The sequence below is a fragment of the Campylobacter sp. IFREMER_LSEM_CL1085 genome (genome assembly GCF_025772235.1).
GTDB lineage: Bacteria > Campylobacterota > Campylobacteria > Campylobacterales > Campylobacteraceae > Campylobacter_D > Campylobacter_D lari_D.
In genome coordinates this window covers 32,715-57,922 of the sequence record NZ_JAKMRU010000004.1, presented here as the reverse complement: position 1 = coordinate 57,922, position 25,208 = coordinate 32,715, and the positions used below count along the sequence as shown (strand labels likewise).

Annotated in this window: 28 protein-coding genes; 17 read left to right on the top strand and 11 right to left on the bottom strand. The window is 28.8% G+C overall.

The annotated features are described in order from the left end of the window. Positions 1-62: 62 nt before the first annotated feature. Genes L8W56_RS02765 through L8W56_RS02735 form a run of 7 tightly spaced genes read left to right on the top strand, consistent with a single transcriptional unit; the run spans position 63 to position 5,906 of the window. Positions 63-416, top strand: coding sequence for a c-type cytochrome (locus tag L8W56_RS02765; RefSeq protein ID WP_263659360.1), 354 nt, complete (start codon positions 63-65; stop codon positions 414-416). Further along, the gene (gene hemL, locus L8W56_RS02760; RefSeq protein ID WP_263659359.1) at positions 403-1,680 is read left to right on the top strand and encodes a glutamate-1-semialdehyde 2,1-aminomutase; all 1,278 of its coding nucleotides are present in this window, start codon (positions 403-405) and stop codon (positions 1,678-1,680) included. The genes L8W56_RS02765 and hemL overlap by 14 nt, the downstream gene beginning before the upstream one ends. Next, a complete protein-coding gene (locus tag L8W56_RS02755; RefSeq protein ID WP_263659358.1) occupies positions 1,677-1,955 on the top strand; it encodes an AtpZ/AtpI family protein in 279 nt (92 codons plus the stop codon). Before hemL ends, L8W56_RS02755 begins: the two co-directional genes overlap by 4 nt. After that, positions 1,939-2,424, top strand: coding sequence for a hypothetical protein (locus L8W56_RS02750; RefSeq protein WP_133319289.1), 486 nt, complete (start codon positions 1,939-1,941; stop codon positions 2,422-2,424). Before L8W56_RS02755 ends, L8W56_RS02750 begins: the two co-directional genes overlap by 17 nt. Continuing rightward, on the top strand, positions 2,418-3,614 hold the full coding sequence (locus tag L8W56_RS02745) for an MFS transporter (RefSeq protein WP_263659357.1): 1,197 nt from the start codon (positions 2,418-2,420) through the stop codon (positions 3,612-3,614). Before L8W56_RS02750 ends, L8W56_RS02745 begins: the two co-directional genes overlap by 7 nt. Further along, positions 3,604-5,613 carry a flagellar hook-length control protein FliK gene (locus L8W56_RS02740; RefSeq protein ID WP_263659356.1) on the top strand — a complete coding sequence of 670 codons (2,010 nt, stop codon included), beginning with the start codon at positions 3,604-3,606 and terminating at the stop codon, positions 5,611-5,613. The genes L8W56_RS02745 and L8W56_RS02740 overlap by 11 nt, the downstream gene beginning before the upstream one ends. Positions 5,614-5,615: 2 nt before the next feature. Further along, positions 5,616-5,906 carry a FlhB-like flagellar biosynthesis protein gene (locus L8W56_RS02735; protein WP_133319292.1) on the top strand — a complete coding sequence of 97 codons (291 nt, stop codon included), beginning with the start codon at positions 5,616-5,618 and terminating at the stop codon, positions 5,904-5,906. Here L8W56_RS02735 and L8W56_RS02730 read toward each other — a convergent pair. Further along, a complete protein-coding gene (locus L8W56_RS02730; protein WP_133319293.1) occupies positions 5,881-6,690 on the bottom strand; it encodes a phosphatidylserine decarboxylase in 810 nt (269 codons plus the stop codon). The two genes, L8W56_RS02735 and L8W56_RS02730, sit on opposite strands and share 26 nt — an antisense overlap. Next, positions 6,691-7,821, bottom strand: coding sequence for a metallophosphoesterase (locus tag L8W56_RS02725; protein WP_263659355.1), 1,131 nt, complete (start codon positions 7,819-7,821; stop codon positions 6,691-6,693). It abuts the gene before it with no gap. Positions 7,822-7,891: 70 nt separating this feature from the next. On the opposite strand from L8W56_RS02725, the gene abc-f reads away from it, so the two are divergent. The 7 genes from abc-f to L8W56_RS02690 are packed head-to-tail and all read left to right on the top strand — an operon-like array spanning position 7,892 to position 14,631. Continuing rightward, positions 7,892-9,829, top strand: coding sequence for a ribosomal protection-like ABC-F family protein (gene abc-f, locus L8W56_RS02720; protein ID WP_263659354.1), 1,938 nt, complete (start codon positions 7,892-7,894; stop codon positions 9,827-9,829). Positions 9,830-9,882: 53 nt separating this feature from the next. After that, entirely contained in the window at positions 9,883-11,070 is a 1,188-nt protein-coding gene (locus tag L8W56_RS02715; RefSeq protein ID WP_263659353.1) for a M48 family metallopeptidase, read from the top strand. Next, complete coding sequence (locus tag L8W56_RS02710) at positions 11,070-11,870, top strand: HemK/PrmC family methyltransferase (RefSeq protein ID WP_165955269.1); 801 nt, start codon at positions 11,070-11,072, stop codon at positions 11,868-11,870. Before L8W56_RS02715 ends, L8W56_RS02710 begins: the two co-directional genes overlap by 1 nt. A 30-nt stretch (positions 11,871-11,900) precedes the next feature. After that, positions 11,901-12,368, top strand: coding sequence for a DUF4149 domain-containing protein (locus tag L8W56_RS02705; protein WP_133319299.1), 468 nt, complete (start codon positions 11,901-11,903; stop codon positions 12,366-12,368). Between the two features lie 33 nt (positions 12,369-12,401). After that, complete coding sequence (locus L8W56_RS02700; protein ID WP_263659352.1) at positions 12,402-13,151, top strand: flagellin; 750 nt, start codon at positions 12,402-12,404, stop codon at positions 13,149-13,151. Between the two features lie 38 nt (positions 13,152-13,189). Next, positions 13,190-14,065: a tRNA 5-methoxyuridine(34)/uridine 5-oxyacetic acid(34) synthase CmoB gene (gene cmoB, locus L8W56_RS02695; protein WP_263659350.1), complete on the top strand. Its 876-nt coding sequence runs from the start codon at positions 13,190-13,192 to the stop codon at positions 14,063-14,065. 2 nt (positions 14,066-14,067) lie between these two features. Then, positions 14,068-14,631, top strand: coding sequence for a hypothetical protein (locus tag L8W56_RS02690; protein WP_318529802.1), 564 nt, complete (start codon positions 14,068-14,070; stop codon positions 14,629-14,631). On the opposite strand, the gene L8W56_RS02685 is transcribed toward L8W56_RS02690, so the two are convergent. Next, on the bottom strand, positions 14,611-14,796 hold the full coding sequence (locus tag L8W56_RS02685) for a hypothetical protein (protein WP_263659349.1): 186 nt from the start codon (positions 14,794-14,796) through the stop codon (positions 14,611-14,613). The two genes, L8W56_RS02690 and L8W56_RS02685, sit on opposite strands and share 21 nt — an antisense overlap. A gap of 8 nt (positions 14,797-14,804) precedes the next feature. Further along, complete coding sequence (locus tag L8W56_RS02680) at positions 14,805-15,329, bottom strand: thermonuclease family protein (RefSeq protein WP_263659348.1); 525 nt, start codon at positions 15,327-15,329, stop codon at positions 14,805-14,807. 53 nt (positions 15,330-15,382) lie between these two features. Here L8W56_RS02680 and L8W56_RS02675 point away from each other — a divergent pair, with 53 nt between their 5' ends. Continuing rightward, positions 15,383-16,651, top strand: a complete 1,269-nt coding sequence (locus tag L8W56_RS02675; RefSeq protein ID WP_263659347.1) for a M20/M25/M40 family metallo-hydrolase — start codon at positions 15,383-15,385, stop codon at positions 16,649-16,651. A gap of 134 nt (positions 16,652-16,785) precedes the next feature. After that, positions 16,786-18,180 carry an anaerobic C4-dicarboxylate transporter gene (locus tag L8W56_RS02670; protein WP_263659346.1) on the top strand — a complete coding sequence of 465 codons (1,395 nt, stop codon included), beginning with the start codon at positions 16,786-16,788 and terminating at the stop codon, positions 18,178-18,180. 33 nt (positions 18,181-18,213) lie between these two features. On the opposite strand, the gene L8W56_RS02665 is transcribed toward L8W56_RS02670, so the two are convergent. The 4 genes from L8W56_RS02665 to L8W56_RS02650 all read right to left on the bottom strand — a co-directional run bounded on the left by L8W56_RS02665 (position 18,214) and on the right by L8W56_RS02650 (position 22,352). Then, positions 18,214-20,070 carry an aryl-sulfate sulfotransferase gene (locus tag L8W56_RS02665; RefSeq protein WP_263659344.1) on the bottom strand — a complete coding sequence of 619 codons (1,857 nt, stop codon included), beginning with the start codon at positions 20,068-20,070 and terminating at the stop codon, positions 18,214-18,216. Between the two features lie 21 nt (positions 20,071-20,091). After that, on the bottom strand, positions 20,092-20,829 hold the full coding sequence (gene dsbI / locus L8W56_RS02660) for a protein-disulfide oxidoreductase DsbI (RefSeq protein ID WP_263659343.1): 738 nt from the start codon (positions 20,827-20,829) through the stop codon (positions 20,092-20,094). A gap of 13 nt (positions 20,830-20,842) precedes the next feature. Beyond that, entirely contained in the window at positions 20,843-21,505 is a 663-nt protein-coding gene (locus L8W56_RS02655; RefSeq protein ID WP_263659342.1) for a thiol:disulfide interchange protein DsbA/DsbL, read from the bottom strand. Between the two features lie 196 nt (positions 21,506-21,701). After that, on the bottom strand, positions 21,702-22,352 hold the full coding sequence (locus L8W56_RS02650; RefSeq protein WP_220566742.1) for a thiol:disulfide interchange protein DsbA/DsbL: 651 nt from the start codon (positions 22,350-22,352) through the stop codon (positions 21,702-21,704). A 174-nt stretch (positions 22,353-22,526) separates the two neighbouring features. Here L8W56_RS02650 and L8W56_RS02645 point away from each other — a divergent pair, with 174 nt between their 5' ends. Further along, the gene (locus L8W56_RS02645; protein ID WP_087699453.1) at positions 22,527-22,907 is read left to right on the top strand and encodes a YbgC/FadM family acyl-CoA thioesterase; all 381 of its coding nucleotides are present in this window, start codon (positions 22,527-22,529) and stop codon (positions 22,905-22,907) included. On the opposite strand, the gene L8W56_RS02640 is transcribed toward L8W56_RS02645, so the two are convergent. From L8W56_RS02640 to L8W56_RS02630, 3 genes are read right to left on the bottom strand one after another with little or no spacing between them, the layout of a single operon-like run. Then, a complete protein-coding gene (locus L8W56_RS02640) occupies positions 22,885-24,102 on the bottom strand; it encodes a hypothetical protein (protein WP_263659341.1) in 1,218 nt (405 codons plus the stop codon). The two genes, L8W56_RS02645 and L8W56_RS02640, sit on opposite strands and share 23 nt — an antisense overlap. Continuing rightward, positions 24,099-24,710 (bottom strand): uracil-DNA glycosylase family protein, encoded by a 612-nt coding sequence (locus L8W56_RS02635; RefSeq protein WP_263659340.1) that lies wholly within the window; start codon positions 24,708-24,710, stop codon positions 24,099-24,101. The genes L8W56_RS02640 and L8W56_RS02635 overlap by 4 nt, the downstream gene beginning before the upstream one ends. Further along, positions 24,710-25,183, bottom strand: a complete 474-nt coding sequence (locus L8W56_RS02630; RefSeq protein ID WP_263659393.1) for a GNAT family N-acetyltransferase — start codon at positions 25,181-25,183, stop codon at positions 24,710-24,712. Before L8W56_RS02630 ends, L8W56_RS02635 begins: the two co-directional genes overlap by 1 nt. Between the last annotated feature and the right edge of the window lie 25 nt (positions 25,184-25,208).

Here is a 25,208-nt window from a genome sequence, read left to right as displayed (position 1 = left end):
AGCTTTCTTTAACTTAAAAAATTGTATCATAACAAAACTTCTTTTTTTGTTAAAGGCAATGAATGAAAATTGTATTATTTTTATTTTTTATAATTTATGGTGCTTGGGCTGAAGATTTTATCTCTCCTAAAGAATACCAAGAGTCCCTTTACAAAAATCCAAGAGGTATAAGTTGTGCTAAATGTCATGGCGATGGAGGTCAACAAATACTAGGTTATTACACTAAAAATGGAGAAAAAATTCCTTTTATTGTGCCAAGTATTAAAAACACTCCTTATACGCGTTTTAGAAAAATTCTAAATCAACCTCAAGAGGCAAAAAGCATTATGCCAACTTACTCGCTAACAGAAGATGAAATAAAATCACTTTATGATTATATTACTAGCAATAAAAGGAGTAAAAATGAAAAACAATAAAAAAGCCTTTGAGGAAGCTTGTGAGTATATAGCAGGTGGGGTAGATTCCCCAGTGCGTGCTTTTGCAAGTGTAGGTAGCAATCCTTTATTTATCAAACAAGGCAAAGGTGCTTATATTAGCGATATAGAAGAAAATACTTATATAGATTATGTGCAAAGTTGGGGACCTTTACTTTTTGGACATTGTGATGAGGATATTGAAAAAGCTTGTAAAAAAGCATTAGAGCATGGCTCGAGCTTTGGTGCGCCAACTTTAGCTGAAACTAAATTGGCCAAATTTATCTTAAAAGATTGGCCACATTTGGATAAAATCCGTTTTGTAAGTAGTGGCACTGAAGCTACTATGAGTGCTATTCGTCTTGCAAGAGGATTTAGTAAAAAAGATAAAATCATCAAATTTGAAGGATGTTATCATGGGCATTCTGATTCTTTATTAGTAAGTGCTGGAAGCGGTGCAGCTACTTTTAACACCCCAAGCTCACTAGGAGTTTTAACCGATGTAGCTAAAAATACTCTAGTAGCTGTTTATAATGATATTGATAGTGTTAAAAACTTAATCAATAATGATGATAATATAGCTTGTATCATCATAGAGCCAATTGCAGGAAATATGGGTTTAGTACCTGCTAAAATAGAATTTTTACAAGAGCTAAGAAAACTATGTGATGAGTATCAAATTCTTTTAATTTTTGATGAAGTTATGAGTGGCTTTAGAGCTTCATATCTTGGCTCTTTTGGGATTAATAATATAAAAGCTGACATAGTAACTTTTGGTAAGGTTATAGGCGGAGGTATTCCTGCAGCTGCTTTTGCTGCAAGAGCTGAGATTATGGATTTATTAAGTCCTTTAGGTGGAGTATATCAAGCAGGAACACTAAGTGGTAATCCTCTTGCTATGGCTGCAGGTTATGCGAGCTTAAAAAAAGCAAGAAATTATGAAGGTTTATATGAAAAATTAGAAAAACTAGGTAAAAGACTTACTCAAGGCTTTAAAGAAGCTGCAAATGATTGCAAAATTCCTTTGCAAGTTAATTGCGTTGGTTCTATGTTTGGATTTTTCTTTTGTGAAAACCCTGTTAATAATTATCAAGACGCTTTAAAATCAGATACTAAATTATTTGCCAAATTTCATGCACAGATGCTAAGCAAAGGTGTATATTTAGCACCATCTCAATTTGAAACAGGTTTTATATGTGAATGTATGGATAAAAAAATCATTGATAAAACTATACAAGCAGCACAAGAAAGTTTTAAAGCATTATGAATAAAAGACAAAAAATCATTCGCAAAGGTATAGAAGCTGCAGATGGATTAAGCCTTGGTATATCCATGGTTGTGGCTGTTTTAATCGGAGTTGGTATAGGCTATTTTTTAAAAAACTTAACCGGCATTGTTTGGCTTTTTTGGGTAGGAGTGTTTATAGGAGTAGCTGCGGCGATTTTAAATGTTTATAAAGCCTACAAAGCACAAATAAAAAGTTACGAAGAATTTAAAGAAGAAAATCGCTATAAAGATTTAAAAAATGATCCTAAAGCCTAAAATTTTATTAAAACTCTTGCTAGGATTAAATTTACTTTTCTTAGCAGGAGTTTTTTTTTACAAAGAATTAAGCTTTAAAACCTTTATAAGCTTTGAATTTGGCTTTTTAGCTCAAAATTTAATCATTCTAATATCTTTTTTAAATTATAAAAATTTTATTTTTAAAGCAGCTAAAAATTATGATTTTACGCAAAGACCTTTACAAATTTTTGCTAAAAAACAATATTCTTTGCCAAAAATTATAAAATTTATCTATATAGATGACGATTTAAAACCAAAATTTAAAAGTATTTTTAAAAACGCGTTAGCTTTTTTTTCTTTATTTAAAATTTTTGCTTATGTGTTTTTAATAGCAGGATTTTTATTTTTAGAGTTTCAAGGTTTAATGAGTATTTTTGCCTTGTTTTGTGCAATGTTTGTCACACCCATAGCGGTATTAATATATAATTTTTTAATAAGAAAATGTTAAGCTCAAAAAGAACGATTAGATCACTAACAGCATTATTTCTTGGTATGATTTTTGTTTTCATAGGAAGTGCTTTAACAGTAAATTCCATAGCTATTATTTTAAAGCATAATAATGTTAGTAATTTTTATATAGGCGTAATAGGAAGTTGTTATTTTCTTGGTGCTATGGTAAGTACAATTAGTGCCCATAGAATAGTTTCTAAAGTAGGACATATAAGATCATTTGGAATTTTTGCTATTATTTTTGGTATAGCCACCATGCTTCATAGTTTAAATTCTAATCTTTATTTTTGGATGTTTTTAAGATTTTTGCTAGGTTTTTGCTATTATGCGCTTTTAATGGTAATAGAATCATGGCTTAATGAAAAAGCAAAAAACACTATTCGCTCAAGAGTGATAGCCTTTTATGAGGTTGTATTTTACTCATCATCAGGTTTTGGAATTTTACTTATGTCTTTTGACTTTCCAAGTAATACAGTATTTATTTTAAGTGCTAGTTTTATTATGTTTGCTTCCATTCCTTTATTTTTAATCCGCATTAAAGAGCCTATTTTGCCACAAAAAACAAAAATTTCCATTCCTAAGGTTTTTGATATAGTGCCTTTAGCCTTAGTAACAAGTTTTATAGCGGGCATGCTTTTAAATGGCTTTTTTTCCATGGCTTCTTTATTTGTACTTATACAAGGATTTGGCGCAAAAGAAGCTTCTATTTTTATTTTCTCTACTATGGTAGGTGGCTTTATTTCGCAACTTTATATCGGAACTCTTTCTGATAAAATTAGCAGAAAATTTGCCATTATATTGTGTGCTTTTATTGCTTTAAGCGCTATGCTTTGCATACTACTTTTAGAATATAATATTTATCTAAAATACTTTTTTGGATTTTTGCTAGGCATGGGCATGTGTTGTTTATACGCTCTTTCTTTAGCAAGAGCAAATGATATGCTTGATAATCCTAGCAAAAGAGTTGAACTTGGCAGAGCAGTTCTTTTTACCTATTCTTTTGGTGCTTTATTTGCACCTGCAATTTTGGGAACTTTGATGTATTATTTTCAAGCTTATGGCTTTATGTATTTTTATATAGTTTTATTAAGTATTTTGATACTATTTGCCATCGATAAACCAAAATTTAAAAAACTTACCAAATTTAAAAGAAAACCTGGTAATATGGTAATGCTAGATGATAACTAATATCTCTAATAATCAAAATCAGTTTGCAAAAAATGAAACAAATAAAGAAAATAAAAGTGAAAAATCAGACAAAAAAACCTCGCTCAATGAAGCGTTAAAAAATCCTTTATTTTCCAAAAGCGATTCTGAAGTTAAATTACCCAAAGATTATATTAGCAAAATTGATCAAAAACTACAAGAATTACTTAATAAACTTTTAGATCAAATCAAAACCAATAAAGATCCTGATTTGGCAGTATTAAAAAATCATAAAGATTTAAATTTTGCACCTAATTTTGCCAATGAAGTAAAAAAACTCCAAGTAGAGCTTTCAAAAAATCCTGAATTTGAAAAACTGCTTAAAATTTTAGAAGATTTAGTCAAGCCTGCTAAAGATATTAATAATAAAAATCTTTCATCTTTAGTGAAAAATTCAGGCATATTTTTAGAAGCAAAGCTCAATCATTCTTTAAAAGAACAAAATTTACCACAGAGTTTTTTTAATCTTTTAAGTACTATAAAAGGCGCTACAAGTGAAAATTTAAAACACGATATAAGTAATTTAGATCTTAAAAATCTTGATACTACAAGCACCTTAAAAGAGCTTATTCACATCTTACAAAATCACAAAAAAGATAATAAAATTTCTTTGGAAAATACAAACTACAAAACACTTTTTAAGCTATTTGATAAAATAGAAAATTTTAAAAATTATATCAATAAAAACCCAAGTTCTATTAGTCAAGAAAAACTCCAAAATATTGCGGATAATTTTATCAAAAATCTTAATAAAAATTTAACACTTATCAACAAAGAACTAGCTAAACCCGAAAACATAAAAATTCAAAACACTCATATACTAAAAGAGCTTAGCCAAAATATAAAAGATTTTATAATACTTTTAAAAGATATAAAAAATCACAAAAACAAAACCGAAACAACACAAGAAAATTTAAACAAAACTCCACACACTAAAGACATCAAAGAAGAGTTAAAAGAAGAAATAAAAACTCTACAAAAAAGCACAGAGGATAAAAAAGAAACTCAACAAAAACAAGAAAGCATAGCAAAAGATAAAGAAATTCAAAACACAAAAGAAGAAAAAATACCACAAAGTAAAGATATCAAAGAAAATCCCAAAGAAGAGCCAAAAATACCACAAAAAAATACTGAAGATTTAAGTAAAAATGATAGTAAAAGTCAAAATTTACAAACAAATAATACTAAGCTAGAGGATATATTTAAAAGCACTTCAGGTAAAATTTTACTAGAAGATATTTTCAAACAAAATGTAAGTAAAAATCTTAATTTTAGCCAAAATTTACAAGAAGAGCTTTTAAACAATCTAAACAAAGAACTAGGCTTAATAGGAAGAAAACTCAATGAAGTTTTAAAAGCTTTAGATCCTAAAAATTATGAGGCAAAAAATTCTTTAGATGATATAAAAAATATAGAAAAAAAATTAGAACTTTCTATAAAAGATCTTGGAAAAATCACCCAAAAAGATAGTGCAGAAATTTCTTCAGAATTACAAAAAGATATTAAATCCACTCTTTTGCAAGTTTCTAATCTAGCCAAAAATTTAGACAATGAAAGCATACTAAATCAAGCAAATCGTCTTATAGCTCAGCTTGAATTTAACCAACTTTTATCTTTAGCCAATAATAGCATTCATACTTTTTTACCTTTCTTTTGGGATGATTTAGAAAAATCTAATGTAGTTTTTAAACGCGGTAAAAAAGATAAATTTTATGCACAAATTAATCTTGAATTTGAAAAATTAGGAAAAATCAATGTATTTTTATCTCTAAGTAATGATAAATACATCGATATAAATATGATGATAGAAAATGCTAATTTTAGAAAAAAACTTTATGAAAGAGCACATGAACTAAAAAAAGCCTTAGTTAAAGTAGGACTTCTAAGCTCTAATTTTTTCATCAGCGATATAATTAAAAGTAAATTTCACAATCAAGAAGAATACAATGACTTTAATATGGGTTTTGACACAAGGGCTTAAAAATGGCTAAAAAAACAAAAAAAGCCGTTGCACTAGGCTATAACAAAGAAGAACAAAATGCACCAAAAATCCTAGCTAATGCCAAAGGTGAAAACGCTGCTAAAATCATCTCTTTAGCCAAAGAAAATGGCATACCCATAAAAGAAGACAAAGACTTAGTAGAAGTGCTTAGCAAACTTGATCTAGGCGATGAAATCCCACCTAATATGTATAAAGCAGTGGCTGAAATTTTTGCCTTTTTATATAAAGTTGCTAATGAAGATGAGACTAAGCAAAGTCCGCAATCTTCTTAGAAAATTCAACTTGCTCATAAGCATTTTTACTAAATTTTAAAAACCCTTTTTGAGCGATTAAAACTATAGTTGAACCTAGTTCAAAATTTCCAAGTCTTTGGCCTTTTTTTACAAAAAGATCTTCATAGGTATGAGTAAAATCAAAATTTGCAGCATTAGTTTGTATGCTAGCATCAAAGCTAAAGTGCATTTTACCGACATTTAGTGCACCCACAAATACCATCCAAAGTATAAATTTTCCTTCCACTAAGCACTTTAAAACTACTCTTTCGTTTTTAGTATAAAGGTTTATAATCTTAGCTAACTTTGCCTCACTCACACTAAATAAGGCCCCGCTCATATAAGTAGCACTTAAAATTTGCATATTACAAGGTGCATGATAATGATGATAATCTTTTGGAGACAAATAAATATTTGCATAATCTATGCCACTTTCTAATTCTTCTTTACTAGCTGAGTTTTTTAAAAGCTCTTCTATACTATAACTTGAACCTTTAACGCTAAAGGCTAAATTTTCTTTTAAATCATTTTGAAAGCTACTTCCAAGTTCTAAAATTTTACCATCACTTGGACTTATAAAGCCATCTTCTAATTCTCGCTCATTTAATAAAGTTCTTGTAAATAAAGCATTTAAACTCTCATATTCTTCTAAAGGTTTGAATTCACTCATATTGATATTAAAAGCATTTACATAAGCTTTATTAATATTTTTTTGTATAATTTTTGGAAATTTATATTTTGCTATGATTCCAAACATTTTTGAAGCACTATTGCTAAATCCCACTCATTCTCCTTTTAATCTAATCAAAGCTATCTCACTAGGGGCTAAAAATCTCACAGCAGGCCCCCAAAATCCAGCTCCACTACTTACATAAAGCAAGCTATCTTTGCTTAATTTATAAAGCCCATACACAAAACCTTGTTCTAAATATACTAGCAAAGAAAAAGGGAAAATTTGTCCTGCATGTGTATGTCCTGATAAAATCAAATCAAACCCACTTACATCATAAGTTTTTACATACTTTGGTTGATGAGTGATTAAAATATTAACCTTTTCTTGATTGATTTGAGTTTTGATTTTTTCTATATTGCTTTCTTTAAAACCCAAACGCTTGGCAGCCAAATCCAAAGTCCCACTTAAAGTAAAATCCCCAAAATCAATACTTTCATCTTCCAAAACTTTGAAATTTTTAAGAGTTTTAAGCTTTTTGCTTATTGCATTTATATCATTATAATACTCATGATTTCCATAAACAAAATAAGTACCATATTTTGATTTAAAATTTTCTAATAAATTAATATAAGGCATACTAGCAATATCTGCATCGATTAAATCCCCAGCTATAATAACCATATCAGCATTTAAAGCATTAACTTCACCGATTAAGGTTTTTAAAAAATCTTCTCCTAAATTTTTTCCCAAATGCACATCAGAAAGTAAAACTATATTTAAATCTTCTTTTAAATTTTTAACTTTAATATCTACCTCATTAACCTTAGGTGTGCTAATAGCATTTATAAAACCTTTAAATACCATACTAACGCTAAGTATAATAAGCCAAGAATCAAAAATTAATTTTAAAAACTTTCTTCTTTGGACATTGAAAATTTGCTCTTTTTTATTTTCATTAAAAAAAATCCAAGAGCCAATTTCAAAAATCACTCCAAAAAGCAAGAAAAAGCAAGTAATAGTAGGAAAAATAGCTAAAATATAATAAAGCTTTTCATGTAAAAAGTCCCCGCGCATATTTATAAAAAAGATTAATTCACATGCAAAAACTATTAAAATAAAAGCTAATACAAACTTCTTATAAGGTTTTAAAAAATCAACCCTACTTAAAAATCTTTTATAAATATACCAATTTGCCAAAGCAAAAAATAAAACTAATAAAGTAAAAAAAACAAATGCTCTCATGGCGTAATTTTATTTAAGCAAAATTAATACTTTTTAAAGTAAAATCGTAAAAAACATTTGGGAAAGAAATTTGGCTTTAATAGATTTAATCGATGCAAATAAGAAATTTAATACAAAAATAGTTTTAGAAAATGCAAATTTTAGTGCAAATTTAGGAGAAAAAATCGCCATTATAGGCAAAAATGGCGAAGGAAAATCAAGCTTTTTAAAAGCCCTTATGGGAACTTTAAAACTAGATAGCGGTAGAGTAATTAAACAAAATAACACTAGTATAGATATGCTAAGCCAACAAGTAAGCTTTGAAAGTACCTTAAGCGTGAGCGAAGCCATCAAAAAAGAACTTGAAGAAATTTATCAAGCCTTGAAAGAATTTGAAAGCTATAATGAAAAACTAGCTTTTGATCCTGAAAATAAAGAATATTTAAAAAAAGTAGATGAATTAAGTTTATTTATAGATTCAAAAGACGCATGGAATTTAGACCAAAAAATACAAAGAATATTAGAAGAATTTAAACTATTAGAATACAAAGACAGAACACTTTGCTCTTTAAGTGGGGGCGAAATAAGACGCGTAGGGCTTTGCACACTTTTGCTAAAAAATCCTGATATATTATTGCTTGATGAACCAACTAATCATCTAGATGTATATATGAGTAACTTTTTAGAAGAAAGGTTAAAAACCTCTAAAATGTGTGTTATTTTCATCTCTCATGATAGGTATTTTATCGATGCTATAGCGCAAAAATGCGTAGAAATAGAAGCGGGAAAATTAAGCATTTTTGAGGGTGGATATACGCAATATCTAGAAAAAAAAGCAGCTATTTTAGCTTCCTTAGCTAAAAGCCATGAAACCTTGCTTAAGCAACTAAAAAGTGAGGAAGAATGGCTAAGAAGAGGAGTCAAAGCTAGGCTTAAACGCAACGAAGGACGCAAAGAACGCATTTTTAAAATGCGTGAAGAAGCTAAGAAAAACCCAGGAGCTATCAAACGCTTACAACTTGAAATCAAAAGAGCAAGTAAAAATTTTAACCAAACTCAAAGCCAAAACCGCAAAAAAATGCTTTTTGAATTTAAAAATATCTCAAAGTCTATTGCCAACAAGACACTTTTTAAAGACTTTAATGCACGAATTTTACAAGGTGAACGCATAGCCATAGTAGGTAAAAATGGCTGTGGGAAATCTACTTTCTTAAAGATTTTACTTGACCAAATTCCACTTGATAGCGGAGAGATTAAAAGAGGTGAAGTTAAAATAGGCTATTTTGATCAAAGCAGAAGTTTATTAAACACTGATAAAAAACTTTTAGAAATTTTTTGCCCAAATGGTGGCGATCACATTCAAGTGCGTGGTAAAAATATGCATGTTTATGGGTATTTAAAACAATTTTTATTTCCAAAAGAATTTTTAGAGCAAAGCGTGAGTGTGCTAAGTGGGGGTGAGAAAAACAGAGTTGCTCTAGCCTTGCTTTTTACCAAAGAATATGATGTATTAATCTTAGATGAACCAACAAATGATTTAGACATAGCTACGATTAATATCTTAGAAGAATACTTACTTTCTTTTGAAGGCGCGATTTTGCTTGTCTCACATGATAGATATTTTGTCGATAAAATAGCAACTAAACTTTATGCTTTTGAAGATAATGCAAATATTAATATAGAAGTTCTTTCTTATAGTGAATATTTAGAAAATGAAAAAGAATACAAAGACTTTGAAGAATTTTCTAAAAGCTTAGAAACAAACACCACCGCAAGTGTAAAAACAAAAGAAAAATCGAGTAAAAAACTAAGCTATAAAGAAAATGAAATTTTAAACTCATATCCTGATAAAATTCATAAATTAGAAGAAGAAATAAAAGAAATCAAAAATGCTCTAAGTAATCCTACAATCTATCAAAAACTAGGTATAAATACCCTTTATGAAGAGCTAAATTCCTTAGAAAATGAACTTAGTATTTTAGAAGAAGCTTATTTTGAGGTTTTGGAAAAAAGTGAAAATACTGATTAACTTTATATATTTTAAATAAGATAAAATTACTCAAATTTATTTAAGGAAAAACTATGACTTTGATAACTATTTTATGTATTTACACAGCTTTTTTGGTTTTTATATCTTATGTGCAAATTTCTTTTTTAAAAAAAGAAAGAGAAAAACAAGCAATTATTTTAAATGAACAAGATTATAAAAATGCTGCAAATATCGCCATAGAAAATGAAAAATACAAAATCTTTTCTAATCTTTATAATCTGATGGTTAACATTTCTTGGATTAGCTTTGGCTTTTTGTATTTAAAAGAAATTTTTATAAAAGAAAATTCTACCTTAGAAAATACTTTATTTTTGCTTGTATTTTTATTGATTATTAGTATTTTAAATTTACCACTTAGCTATTATGAAAGCTTTATAAAAGATAAAAAACACGGCTTTTCAAATATGACTTTAGCACTTTTTGTTAAAGACAGCATTAAATCTTTAGCTCTAATGCTTGTTTTTGGCTTTTTAATCATCTATGCCTTAGTATTTTGCTTTGAATTTTTTAACACATACTGGTGGGTAGTGGCTTTTGCTCTAAGCTTTATAATTATACTTATTATAAATCTCATCTACCCTACACTTATTGCACCTATGTTTAACAAAATGAAAAAACTTGAAGATGAAAATTTATTAGAAAAAATCACTAATTTAATGCAAAAATGTGGCTTTAGTGCAAATGGTGTTTATGTTATCGATGCAAGCAAAAGAGATAAAAGATTAAATGCTTATTTTGGTGGCTTATTTAAAAGCAAAAGAGTAGTACTTTTTGATACACTTTTAAATGCTTTAAAAGAAAAAGAACTCATTGCTGTTTTGGGTCATGAGCTAGGACATTTTGTGCATAAAGATTTGCTAAAAATGTTATTTGCTAGTGCTTTGATGCTTTTTGCTTTATTTTTCATCTTTGCACATTTACCAAACTTTTTTTATATTGAAAGTCATTTAGATGGAGTGAATGCTGGAGTTTTTGCACTTTTATTGATTTTTGGAAATATTTTTACTTTTATTATTTCTCCACTGCTTAATAAAATGAGTCAAAAAAATGAATTTAATGCTGACTTACACGGAGCAAAACTAAGCTCTAAAGAAGATATGAAAAATGCTCTCATAGCTTTAGCAAAAGAAAACAAAGCCTTTGTTAAAACAAGTAAAATTTATACTTTCTTTCATCTAAGTCATCCTTGTATTTACGATAGAATCAAAGCTTTGCAATGATTTCAATCAAACAAGCTTTAAAGCAAGCTTACGCAAAAGATCCTACTCACAAAGAATATATACTTTTTATTCTTTGTGAACTTTTACAAAAAGATAAAGCTTGGATTTTTTTAAATCCTGAATTTCAAATCAATGAGAAAGTTTTTTTAGAATATATAGATAGATTTTTAAATGGTGAGCCTTTTGAGTATTTATTTCAAAAAACACAATTTTATGGTTTTGATTTTTTTACTAAAAAAGGGGTTTTGATACCGCGTTTTGATAGTGAAATATTACTTGAAAGATGTTTAGAAATTTTAGATCATAACTCTTTTAAAAATATACTTGAAATTGGCTTTGGAAGTGGAATTTTAAGTATTTGCTTAGCAAAGTTAAAACAAATTTTTATACAAGCTTGTGATATCAATCCAAAAGCATTAGAGCTTGCTAAAAAAAATGCAGATTTTCATAATGTTTCAAATTTAATCAATTTTCAACTTTGTGATTTTAAAAATATACAAGGAAATTTTGACTTTATTTTTTCTAATCCTCCTTACATAAAAAATGACTATCCTTTAGATAAATGGGTTCAAAACGAACCACACAATGCTTTATTTGGTGGAGATAAAGGTTGGGAAATTTTACATGAAATTATTCTTTTTGCCAAAAATCACAACACAAAAGTCTTAGCATGTGAGTTTGGCTATGATCAAAAAACAATTTTAAATAAAATTTTAAAAGAAAATGATTTCAAGGCTACTTTTTATCAAGATTATAATGGATTTGATAGAGCCTTTGTTGCATGGAATTTAAAAAATTAGACTATAATTATCTTTATTATAGGAGAAAATATGAAATCAATATATTTATTTTTACTAGCAAGCTTAATTGGGATTGAAATTAGCATAGGTGTGTTTTTAGCTCCGACTATATTTTATCCTGCTAAATTCATAGGTGAAGGGGTTTTAACTCATTTTCAAAGTGGGCTTTTAATGACACACATTTTTGTGCAATTTGGCTATGTTTTGTTAGGTGTGAGTGTTTTGTCTATTTTAATAGAAATTTTTTCATTTAAAGACAAAAATTTAACTTTTAAAATAAATTTTTCAAAATTTATGCTTTCTTTGATCATTTTGGCACTAAGTTTGCTTTTTGTATTTTACTTCACTGCTTATGTTTTAGAAGCACAAAGTTTAGGAGAAGAAGCAACTAAAACTCAAGAATTTATAAAAATTCATGGTGCAAGTGAAGTTGTGATGAAAATTATCATGTTATCACAAGTAATTTTGTTTTTCTTAAATTTTAAAACAAAAAAATGATATAATAAAATAAGTCTTTAAAAGGAGTCAAAGATGAAAATAGGCGATATAGGAACAACTCAACAAAATCACTACTTAAATCAAGCTCAAAAAAGCCAAGAAAAAGCTTTAGAAAACATAGCCACAATCCGTGCTATAGATGGGAGCGATGGAGCAAATTTAGCCATAGCTGATTCTTTAAGAAGTCAATATAGCACTATAGATCAAGGTATTTTAAATGCCTATGATTCCATAGGAGTTTTACAAATTGCTGATTCAACTTTAAATAGCATTTCAGCTACTGCAGATAAACTTAATGAACTTTCAGTGCGCTCAAACAATGCTGCTTTAAATGACAGACAAAAAAGTATGCTAAATTCTGAAGCAAGCAAACTTGTAACTTCAATCAATGATGCTTTTTCCAATGCGACTTTTAATGGAAAAAATGTATTTCAGAGTATGGATTTTGTTGTTGGTACTGGGGTTGAAAGTATTAATTTAAATCAACCAAGCACAGCAAATTTAAGCCTTGAAAATCAAGACGGAATTCGTGATTTTCAAGATCAAGTAGGTTCTTTACGCGCAGATATTGGTGCTGGAATTAACGCTATCCATTCTAATATCAACTCATCTTTGCAAACTAGTATTAACACTAAAGAAGCTGAAAGCAAATTACAAAATAATGACTTAGCTCAAAATATCAATGATTTTAATGCAAATTACCTAAAAGAAAATGCATTTTTATTTGCAAATGCTCATTCAAATGTAATGTTACAAACTAAACTAGCAAGCCTACTTCAATAATAAAAACTCCCAAATAAGGGAGTTTTTCAAGGAAAAATATGCAAAATAATGCTTTATTTAAGCAAGTTTTAAAACATCCTTTATATGAAAAAATCCAAAAACTTAGTAAAAAAATTCAAAATTCAAATTACCTTATAAATGAAAGTTTTGATATTTTTTGTGATAAAAGTTTAGATGATGAGATCAAGAATATCACTTTAGAATTAAAACCTTGGCGTAAAGGACCTTTTAAAATTAATGATTTATTTATAGATACAGAATGGCAAAGTTTTATCAAATTTAATATTTTAAAGCCTTATATGCAAGAAATAAAAGGCAAAATAGTAGCAGATATTGGCTGCAATAATGGTTATTATATGTTTAAAATGCTTGAATTTAATCCTTCAAAGCTCATAGGTTTTGATCCTTCTATTAAATATTATTTGCAATTTTTACTTTTAAACTCCATTGCAAAAACTCCTATACAATATGAGCTTTTAGGCGTAGCTGATGTACCAAATTATGGCATAAAATTTGATGTGATTTTTTGTCTTGGAGTGATTTATCATCGTAGTGATCCCATAGCCATGCTAAAACAACTCAAACAATCTTTAAATAAAGATGGCATAGTCTTTTTAGACACTATGTATATAGAAGATGAAAGAGAAATAGCACTTATTCCTCAAAAAACTTACTCAAAAATACCAAATATTTTTTTCATTCCGTCGATATTAGGTTTAAGAAATTGGTGTTATAGGGCTGGATTTAGTGAATTTGAAGTTATAACAACTAAACAAACCGATCTTTTAGAACAAAGAAAAACACAATGGATTGATTCTTATTCTTTAGATCAATTTTTAGATAAAAATGATTCAAATTTAACTTGCGAAGGCTATGAAGCACCAAAAAGAGTTTATGTTAAATTAAAGGTGTAAAAATGGCAAGAACAGTAAGTGCTGTTACTATAGAAGAATTAATAGACCCAGAAGAGTTAAATCGTATTAAATCAGAACTTATCACTTGTCCAGGGATAAACAATACTTTAGCAGGAAGTATTTCTCATATAGAAAAAAATTTCGCCAAAGGTATTTTAATCACAACCCATGATATGGCAGTAGATGAACTAGGATTAGTGCATAGTGGCTTTGTATTTAATGCAGCAAATTACATAGCACAAGCTGCAATTAATAAAGAATTTAGCGTCTTAATAGGCTCAAGAAGCTTTTTTTATGCTCCTTTAAAAGTGGGAGATATTTTAAATCTTGAAGCGAGTGCTTTATTTAGCGATGACTCAAGAAAAAGAGAGGTTAAAGTAGCTGGTTTTGTAAATGAGATTAAAATTTTTGACGCATCTTTTCAAGTTATTACTACAGATGATCATATATTTAAACTTAAACAAAATCAAGCCGCTGCAAATAATAATCAAAATCAGCAAGAAACAACTAAACAAGAATCAATGCAAGAAGAACTTAATGCAGTCTTAAAAGGAATCGGGGGTTAAAGGTAAATCCACCCAATTCTTTGGACATTCTTTATGATAAGTCCCGCTTGCATCATAATATTCTTTACAATCATCATAAAAGCGATTTGAAACCCCTCTTTCATTTACAAAACAACCGCTAAAAAATAATGCTAAAAATCCAAACAATAATATTTTTTTAAACATCTTATATCCTATTTTAATCTTATTTGTTTACGCCATTTATAAGGCTCTATAGGATTTTCACTTTCCCATAATCCTTTTTTATTTATCTTGGCATAATTTTGCTCATTTATATACAAATCACTATAATGCTCATATGCCCAAGCAAAACCATTTTTAACCATAACTTGATTAATATCTTTATCATTTAAATATACAATGGCTAAAATTCTACCATATTTATCCTCATCTTTTACATTCAAAACTACTTCTTTGTTTAATACAATAGCTTTTAGAAATTGCGTAGCCATCTTTCCATAAGCTTGATCACTCTCAGGTGCATCTATACCAAAAAGTCTGATTTTAAGTTTTTCATTTTCGAATTTAGCCTCAATAGTATCTCCATCTACTACACGACTTACTTTAGCATTGATATATGAACCACTATCATAGTTTAAAACATAAGCAAAAGCAACTAAAAAAAATGCGATTAAAAATTTCTTCGGATCTTTTAATAAGTTTATAAATAATTTAATTTGTTTCCTAGAAAATTTCATTTAAACCTCATCTATATAAAAATATGCCATAATTACAATAAAAAGGAGAATTTATGCAAGAAATTATACAAAATTTTAAACAAATTGCTCAAATACCTCATTGTAGTTTCAAAACCGAAGAATTGAAAAATTTTCTCATTGATTTTGCTAAAAGTCAAAATTGCCAAGTAAGCGTTGATGAAGCAGGTAATATCCACGCACACAAAGGAAATCCTAAAATTTGTTTACAAAGTCATTATGATATGGTTTGCATGGGAGAAGCTCCAAATATACAAATATATGAAGAAAACGGATATTTAAAGGCTAAAAATTCAAGCTTAGGTGCAGATAATGGCATAGGAGTATCGCTAATGATGCAAGCTTTAAAAGATTTTGAAAATATAGAATGTCTTTTTACTAATGATGAAGAAGTTGGACTTTGTGGAGCAAACAATCTCACCCATACTTTGATCTCAAGCAAGCTTTTAAATTTAGACCACGAAAGCGATGATGAAGTTGTTATAGGTTGTGCTGGTGGGGTAGATATTTTTGCTAGTTTAAACTTAGAAATAGATGAAAAAGAAGAAGATTGTTATGAGATAGAAGCAATTGATTTTAAAGGTGGGCACTCGGGAATTGATATTGTTAAAAATATTAAATCTTCTATTAAAGAAGTGAGCTATTTTATCACTCAAAATCAAGGAGAACTTTGCGAATTTAAAGCAGGTGAAAGAATAAATTCTATACCAAAACATGCTAAAGTTATAGCATTTTTTAAAAATCCTCCAAAAGAAAATGATTATTTTAAAGTAAATTATATAGGTAAAATCGAAAGAACATATTATAAAAATTCTCAAGTTATTTTAAATCTCATTAATGCTTTTGCACAAGGAGTTAGAACTTTTAATCATCAATTAAATTTAGTTCAAACAAGTATCAATCTTTCACTAGCTTATGAAAAAGATAACAAATTTCATTTTGAGCTTTTTGCAAGATCTAATGATTTACAAGAACTTAAAAACATAGAATTTGAAACCTTAACTTATTTTAAGATGCAAAACTGCGAAGTTTCAAGTGCAAATTTTTATCCACCGTGGGCTAATAAAGATACTAAATTTGGAGAAGAAATTCTAAGTTATTTTAAAAAAGAAAACCCAAACGCCAAGCTTTACACTATACATGCTGGTTTAGAATGTGGCATTATAAGTGAAAAACAACCTTTAGAATGTTGCTCAATAGGACCAAATATCCATAACCCTCACTCAACAGATGAAAAATGTGAAATAGCTTCTATTGAAAAAATCAGTAAAATTCTTTATGCAATCTTAAAATATTATCAATAAATATAAAATAACCAATATTTTGATAAATAAATTCAAAATATTGGTAAATATTTATTTAAATAATAAAAAATTTTATTTACTATTAATAAAACTTGGATTATACTCTCACATATTTCAAAAAATAAGGAGAGAGTATGGAAATACTAACTAGCCTTAGCGAAGGTGTTCAATTTAGTATTCAACTAATTGTTGTTCTTATTTGTCTTTTTTATGGGGCAAAAAAAGGCGGTATCGCTCTAGGCTTATTAGGCGGTATAGGTTTATTAGTTTTAAGTTTTGGTTTTGCTGTAGCACCTGGAAAACCTTCTATTGATGTTATGCTTACCATTTTAGCTGTTGTTGTTGCTAGTGCAACTTTGCAAGCTAGTGGTGGTTTGGATGTAATGTTGCAAATTGCAGAAAAAGTTCTAAGAAAAAATCCTAAATTCTTAACTATTTTAGCGCCATTTGTAACTTGCATTCTTACCATGCTTTGTGGAACTGGGCATGTTGTCTATACTATGATGCCTATTATTTATGATATTGCTATTAAAAATGATATTCGCCCAGAAAGACCAATGGCTGCTTCTAGTATTTCTTCACAACTTGGTATTATCGCAAGTCCTGTTTCAGTTGCAGTTGTAAGCTTAACAGCCCTACTTTTAAATCCAGAAATTAATAAACATCCTTTAGCAGGATTTGATGGCTATGTAGATTTACTTGCTATTACTATACCTTCTACCTTAGTAGGTGTTTTGGCTATAGGAATTTTTTCTTGGTTTAGGGGAAAAGATCTTGATAAAGATGAGGATTTTCAAGCTAAGATTAAAAATCCAGAACAAAGAGAATATATCTATGGCGATAGTAAAACTCTTCTTGGACAAAAACTTCCAACTATCCAATGGGTAGCTATGTGGATTTTCCTAGGTGCTATTGCTATAGTAGCTATACTTGGAGCTTTTCCAGAACTTAGACCGCAATTTACCTCAAAAGGCGTTACCAAACCTATGAATATGGTAGCAACTATTCAAATGTTTATGCTTTTAGCAGGTGCAGCGCTAATCATTTTTACCAAACTTGATGCAAGCAAAATTGCAAAAAATGAAATTTTTAAATCCGGTATGATAGCCTTAGTAGCTGTTTTTGGAATTTCTTGGATGGCAGATACAATGTTTGCAGTGCATACTCCTATGATGAAAGAATCTTTAGGTAATATCGTTATAGAACATCCTTGGACTTATGCTATTATGCTTTTACTTATTTCTAAATTTGTTAATTCTCAAGCAGCAGCAATTGCAGCTTTTGTGCCACTTGCACTAGGAATTGGTGTTGAACCAGGTATTATCATTGCTTTTGCAGCAGCTTGCTATGGATACTATATTTTACCAACTTATCCAAGCGATCTTGCAACTATACAATTTGATAGATCAGGTACTACAAAAATAGGTAAATTTGTTATCAATCATAGCTTTATCTTACCAGGATTAATTGGTGTGATTGTTTCTTGTATAGTAGGTTATTTTTTAGCTTTAGGTGCAGGATATTTATAAAAATTAAAAGGGCTTTAAAAAAGCCCTTTTTTCTTATTTAAATGCTTTTTCTAAATCAATAGGCATAGCTTGATAACCAGTACTTGCTCCGCTAAAGCGAATTTGTACTGAAGGTTCTTTAGCTCCCCATTTAAATTCATCTATTTCAGGTTTTGGCTCACCTACAGCAGCACCCTTGCTTAAGTCAAATGACATTCCAGCAGTAGCACTATAAACCATGATGGAATTTTTATCTTTATGGTATTCTGCCAAAGAAGTGACAGGTGAAAACCATTCATTGCCTCTTTGCTTTCCATACTCCCAAATTTGTTCTACGGTTTTATTTTTTTGATCTATTTTATACACAACTGCTCTTGAGTATTTCATTGAAGCAAAAGCAGGTTGCTCTATACCTCTTGCATCGCCATTATCAAAAGCTGTGATATAAATATATCTTTTGTCAGATTTTTCATCTATTCTAAAAGCAGTATGCTGTGTCCATGTAAAATCAAAACCACCTTCTTCGTTTTCATATCCTGGACATTTACTATACTCATCTTCACAAACTATCTTTTTGCCATTTTTATAAACAGGTTGCAAAAGTGTTTTTTTATATTTTTCTCCCCATCCTTTGTGTGCTCCTAATATCCATTTTACTTTTTTATCGCGTCCTATTTTTATAATAGCACTTTGATGACGACTTGAAATAATAATACTATCATCACTTGGATCATAATCTACGCTATTTACATGAGCCCAGTTACGCCCTACTCCAGTACCTGCTATATCGCCAAAAGAATCACTTGCATCCATTTTAGCTAAATCCTCATCACTTAAAGTAACCCCTGCTTTACTCGCATCAATATTTAAACAAACAGCACCTTGATCTAATGCTTTGATTACATTTGCTCTATATGGATCTAAAATTTCAAACAATCTCCACTCATCTACTACATTACCATTTTTATCAACTTCTACTATCACATCGCGTACTGAACGCACATTTTTACCATCAGGACGCTTAACATTGGCAGAAGCCACCCTTAAAAGATAATTTCCATTTTGCATATTATCCATAGAATGAGAAAAATCTATATAAGAAGAAGGTAAAAGACGATTAAAAATTTCTCTACCCATTAAATCATATTTAACATATCTTTGTCCAAAACCCCAAGTTAAAGCTCCATCAGTATTTTGCCTAAATCCCATCATAATACCACGGTTGTAAATATTATTCCAATCCATCAATTTATCATTGTCAAAATACCAACGAATTTCACCTTTTGTATCAATGATAAATGCATTTGAATTTTCATCCCATTCCATTGCACCACCTGCTGGGTTATTCCAAACAGATTGAGAACCTTTTCCACTTTGTTTCCCTGGAGCATTATTAACCAAATACAACCTATCTTCAAAACCTTTATCTACTTTAATCACTTCTACTTTTTCAAAAGGTACACCTCTTTGCATAATACTTCCACTTGGCTCTATATTAACTCCACCAGTTGCTATTTTATATACCTCATCTACTACTTTTTCACTCTTTCCAAAAGCAGTTTTAGTATAACTTACTTTTACTGTATTAAAATATGATGGATAAAGTCCAAAAACAGGAATTCCTCCATAAGTTTTAATTTTATTAGGGCTAACCTTATAAGATATAGTCTGTCCATTTGGCTTTGGAACTATAGTTACGCTCACATCGCTTAGTTTGTATCCACCATCCATAATTATAGCACTAAGCGGAGATAAACCATAAGGATTCATCTTTACTGCGCCAATTTTGCCTTGAATTTCCCAATCAATTTTAGCACCACTAGGTCCACCCATAGCCAAAGAAACACTAGGCGCTACCATAACAACACTACCAGCAAGCAAAATACTACTTACAATTTTACTAATCTTCATTTTTTCTCCTTTTTTATATTATTAAGCTATTTGCACACTTGGCTCACCTAAAATTTTTAGCAAAACTACTAATATTAAAACAATCAAAGCATAAAATTTAGCCTTAGAATGTGAAAATGTATAAGAAACAAACATGCTTCCTAAAATCACCAAACAAACAACAAAAGCCAACAAACAACAAATCGCCATATTCATAAATTCCATACTAGGAATCAAATACCAACCATTACTATACAAACCATCTTCAAAATTTGGAGGATTTCCAACAAAAAATTTCTGAAAAGCATTTAAACTACCATAAACATCTTCAGGCACTATAGGTGTATCCATACCACACTCACCTGTTGGTAAAAACCATCCTGGTGCCCATTCATGCAATGGTAAATTAAAAGGATATATAGGAATTTCTCTACACCCATCAACACCAGCAAAAGGATTTTCTGAATGTACTACCTCATGGATATGATTAAGAGTAATACAATACTCTATACCAAGCCATATACCCCAAAATACAAAAGTATAAGCAAAAATTTTTAGATAATCATTTTTAGGATCTATCAAGGCTAAAATACCACCAAAAGCCATAGTTAACATAGCAAATCTTATATAAACACACTGCTCACAAGGCTCCATATAAAGGTATTCTTGAAACAAAAAGTGTGCTATAAAAGTTAAGCCTACCATAGCTATAACCATTATCAACCAAGGAACTCTTGTATTTTGCCAAGTAGTGATTTTACTAATAGGACAAGAACTCATAAAATACCTCAAATCACATCTTGCTTAATTCTTCTGTTATTTCTATTAAAGCTTGTGGAGATGTGATAGCTTGTGGTATGATTTGGTATTTACCATTTACTACAAATGCAGGCGTACCATAGTTTTTAGAGATATCATTAGCATATTCATAAGATTTTAAAATTTCACTAGCTTCAGGAGTTTTTAAAAAGTTATCTAAATCTTCTTTACTTGCTGAAATTGCTTTTAATCCTACTTCATAAAACGCTTCAGGATTGGCTCCATTTCCCCATCTTTGTTTTTTCTTAAAATAAGCATTAAAATATGCTTCAGAAGCTTTATGAGTTAAACTATTTTTATCGCTTTGACTTACTTTATTTTGCTCATCTTTAAAAGCAGCAAAAGCAAAAATTTCATTAGCTTGCTTACCATAATCACCCATAGAGCTAACAGGATAAAATTTATAAGTTAATTGTGGTAATTTTTCTTTGACTTTTGACATGGTATTAAACTTATGATGATCATAACAATGTGTGCAACGATAAGAAAATACTTCTATTAAAGAATTTTGAGCATTTGGGATAGGTGTTTTTAAAACCACATACTCTTTACCCTCACTAAGTGCATTTGCACTCACACCAAGAACAAAAGCAGCTGCCGCCATTGCTTTTGACAAATTATTTAAGTTGAATTTCATTTTATTTCTCCTATTTGTATTTTATATATAATAAATATTTGCAATTTATTATAAACATGCTTAAGTTATATTAATATAACTTAAATATTAATTAAACAATAAGAAAAAATTTCAAAATGAAAATATAATTATTAAAAAAATAAAAAATAATAATACTTTATCACAAAAATTACAAAAAGTAATGCTTAAAAAAGCATTACTTGGTAGAAAGTTCTTTAACTATACGGATTAGTTCCTCTAAAGAAGTGATATACTCAGGATTGATTTGATATTTGCCATTTACTACAAAAGCAGGCGTACCATAATTTCTTGAAATTTCATTAGCTACATCATAAGCAACTAAAAGCTCTTTGGCTTCTTTAGTTTGTAAAAATTTTTGCAATTCTTCTTTACTAGCACCAATAGCATTTAAACCTATTTTATAAAATAAATCAAGATTATTTAAATTTATTTTTTTTTCAAAATGACTTACAAAATACACATCAGCAAGCTTATAAGTAAGACTTTTTTCACTAGTAACATCTAAACCTAAAGCTTTTTCTTTAAAAGAAGCTAAAGCAAACATCTCATTTAAAGCACCACCGTACTCGAGCATAGAACTTACCGAGAAAAGATCATATTTTAAATTTGGTAAAGCTTGTTTAACTTTTGCTAGAGTGTGAAATTGATGATGATTATAGCAATGAATACAACGATAAGAAAATACCTCTATTAGAGAATTTTGTGCATTTGGAATAGGTGTTTTTAAAGTAATATACTCTTTACCCTCACTAAGTGCATTTGCACTCACACTAAAAACAAAAGCCATAATAGCTAGCAATTTAAACATTTTTTGCAAAACTTGCATGATTTTCCTTTTTTCAATGATATAAAATACAATTTTAACATAAGATATAAAATCAAGAATATTTTATGCTTTTCTTATGACATTTTAAGTAGAATTTCAACAAATTTATCAATAAAAAAAGTTGATTGTAAGCGATATTTTCCGATCAATATATAATAAAATAAAAGGTCTAAAATGCAAATACGAATTTATTATGAAGATACCGATGCAGGTGGAGTGGTATACCATAGCAACTACTTAAAATTTTGCGAAAGAGCAAGAAGTGAGATATTTTTTCAAAAAAATGCAAAAATTTTTGATAAAAATACAGGACATTTTCTACTTACAAAAGCGAATTGTAACTTTTTAAAACCCGCTAAACTTGGAGATCTTATAGAAGTAAAAACATTTATCACAAAGCTTAAAAAAGCCTCAGTTTGTATAAAACAAGAGATTTATAAAGAAAATACCAAGCTTTTTGAAGCTGAATTTACCCTAGCTTTTTTAAAAAATGAAAAAGTAGCCCCTATAGATGAGACTATAACTAAGGTTTTTACTGATCTTGCAAAGGAGTAAAACCTAAGCCTTGCGAGCGAATGATTTTAACCTTATAGTCAAATTGATTATCATTTAAACCCTCATCAAAAATTCTTTGAGAATCTTTATCTAAAAACTGCGTATAAAAATAATCAAGGCCCACGCTAGTTGCATAAGCTATCCAGTTGTAATTAATATTTTGCGAAAAAAGCTCATTAAGATAGCTTAGAGTTTGATCCTCATTAGAAATGGAATTTGCTAGCAAAAGTTTTTTTCTATCATTAATTTGCGTTAAACTTAGCAAAATAGGATTATAATTAATCTGAGTTGATAATAATACAAAAGGCTCTATATCATAAGTTCTTATTTGTGAGCTTATGAGTGCTGTTTTAATCAAAGAAGTATTTAAAATAATACTAGAATCTTGAAAACTTCTATTTTGATTTAAAATGCTTCTAAAATCAAATTTAGAACTATTAATAGTATAAATTTTCTCACTACCATTCCCTACGTTTAAAACGTTTTCATCTAAGCGATTTGCCAAAGGTGTTCCATCTGAAAAAATAATATTTTTACCATTGGAGTATTCCAAAAGTTTTTGGATTTGTTTTTGATAATCTATACTTCCAAAATACACATTTTCATTTTGCGTATCAAAATTTCTTTTATGTGCAGTAGGAATAAAAACTTTTACATTAGAATCAAGGCTTTCTTTTAATAAATTTTTCACACCTTTATCTGTAAAACCTGCGATAATATAATTAAATTTCTCATCTTGAGCTTGTTTAAAAGCTTTAGTTATCTTGCTCTCATCTTCTGTACCTATTAAAAACACCTTTACTTTTATTTGCGCTCTTTGTCTTAATAAATACGCTATGCTTGAATTTATAATAGTATTAGAATAACTTTTAATCGTTTGCTCAGGTATAATAATAGCTAGTTTTATGCTAGCATTTTTTTGAATTCTTTTTTCAAAATCTATAATAGAATTTAAAAGTTTGGTATAGATATTGACTAAAAGCTCATTTGCATTATCATTATTAAATCTTGATAAAAAATTAAAATAAAGTCCTGTTTCCAACAAAGTAAATAAACAATCATTATCACAATTTTGAAATTCTAAATTAGGATAAAAAGACTCACTAGGTTCTATGGGCGATGGTTTTTGCTCTTTCGCAAAGACATTTAAAGTTAAAACAAAACTCATCATCAAACAAACTAAACTTTTTCTCATAAATAACCTTTTATTTTTTTAATATCTTCTATAAATTCAGCATAAAAGCTAGGATTTTTACTCAAAAAATTCAAATCATAACTTGGCAAAAGTAAGGCATTATTATAATACATACATTGTCCTTTATATTTTTGAAAATTCTCAAAACCCAAACTTGCAAAAGCTTCTTGACCAAGACATAAAATAATCTTTGCTTTTATAAAATCAAGCTCATTATAAAAATACGGCAAGCATAATTTTAATGCTTGATCGTCTATTTTAAAATTACTAAAACATTTAAACATATAAGAAAAATATATCTCATCATCTTTTAAATTTAAAAGCTCCTTGCATAATCTTAAAAACTCTTGCTTATTTTTAGAAGCAAAAAACTTTCCATTCTCATTTTCTTCTTTATCAACAAAAGCTTGGTAAATCAAAATTTTAGCATTTTTGGCTTCTTTTTCCATTAAACTATGCTTTCTTAGTCTAGAAAAATGACAAAGATTGCAGGTTTTTACCCTTTCGTTTAATTCTTTAAAACTTAAATTAAAATGCCTAATTTGTTTTTGCTCGTTAAAATATTCATAACCAAAAGCTTTTAAATAATACAAATTACGCTTATTCATTACATCAATACTTCTAAATTTTCACCCTCTAAACGATAAGTTCTCCACTCATTCATATGCTTTGCATCTAATTTAGTATAAAACTCAATCCCTAAATCATTATCATTCAAACATACCCATTCTAATCTTTTAAGATTTTTTTCTTTACAAATTTGTGCTAAATATTTAAAAACAGCTTTTGCATAGCCTTTTTTTCTATGTTTTGCCTGTATATAAATATCTTCTAGATATAACCCACCTAAACCCCAAAAAGACGAAAAAGTAAAATAATACATTGCGTAACCTATGATTTTACCATCAACTTTTAGACTTAAAGCCTTAGCATATTTATTTTCAAAAAAAGATTCTTCAAGTTCTTTAGTTGTGCATTTTACATCTTCAAGCATATTTTCATGGATAGCAAGCTCTTTAATTAATTCTAAAATTTTTTCTAAATCTTCTTTTTTACTCTCACAAATTTCAAAACTCATGATTTTTCCTTAAAATACATAAAAATAA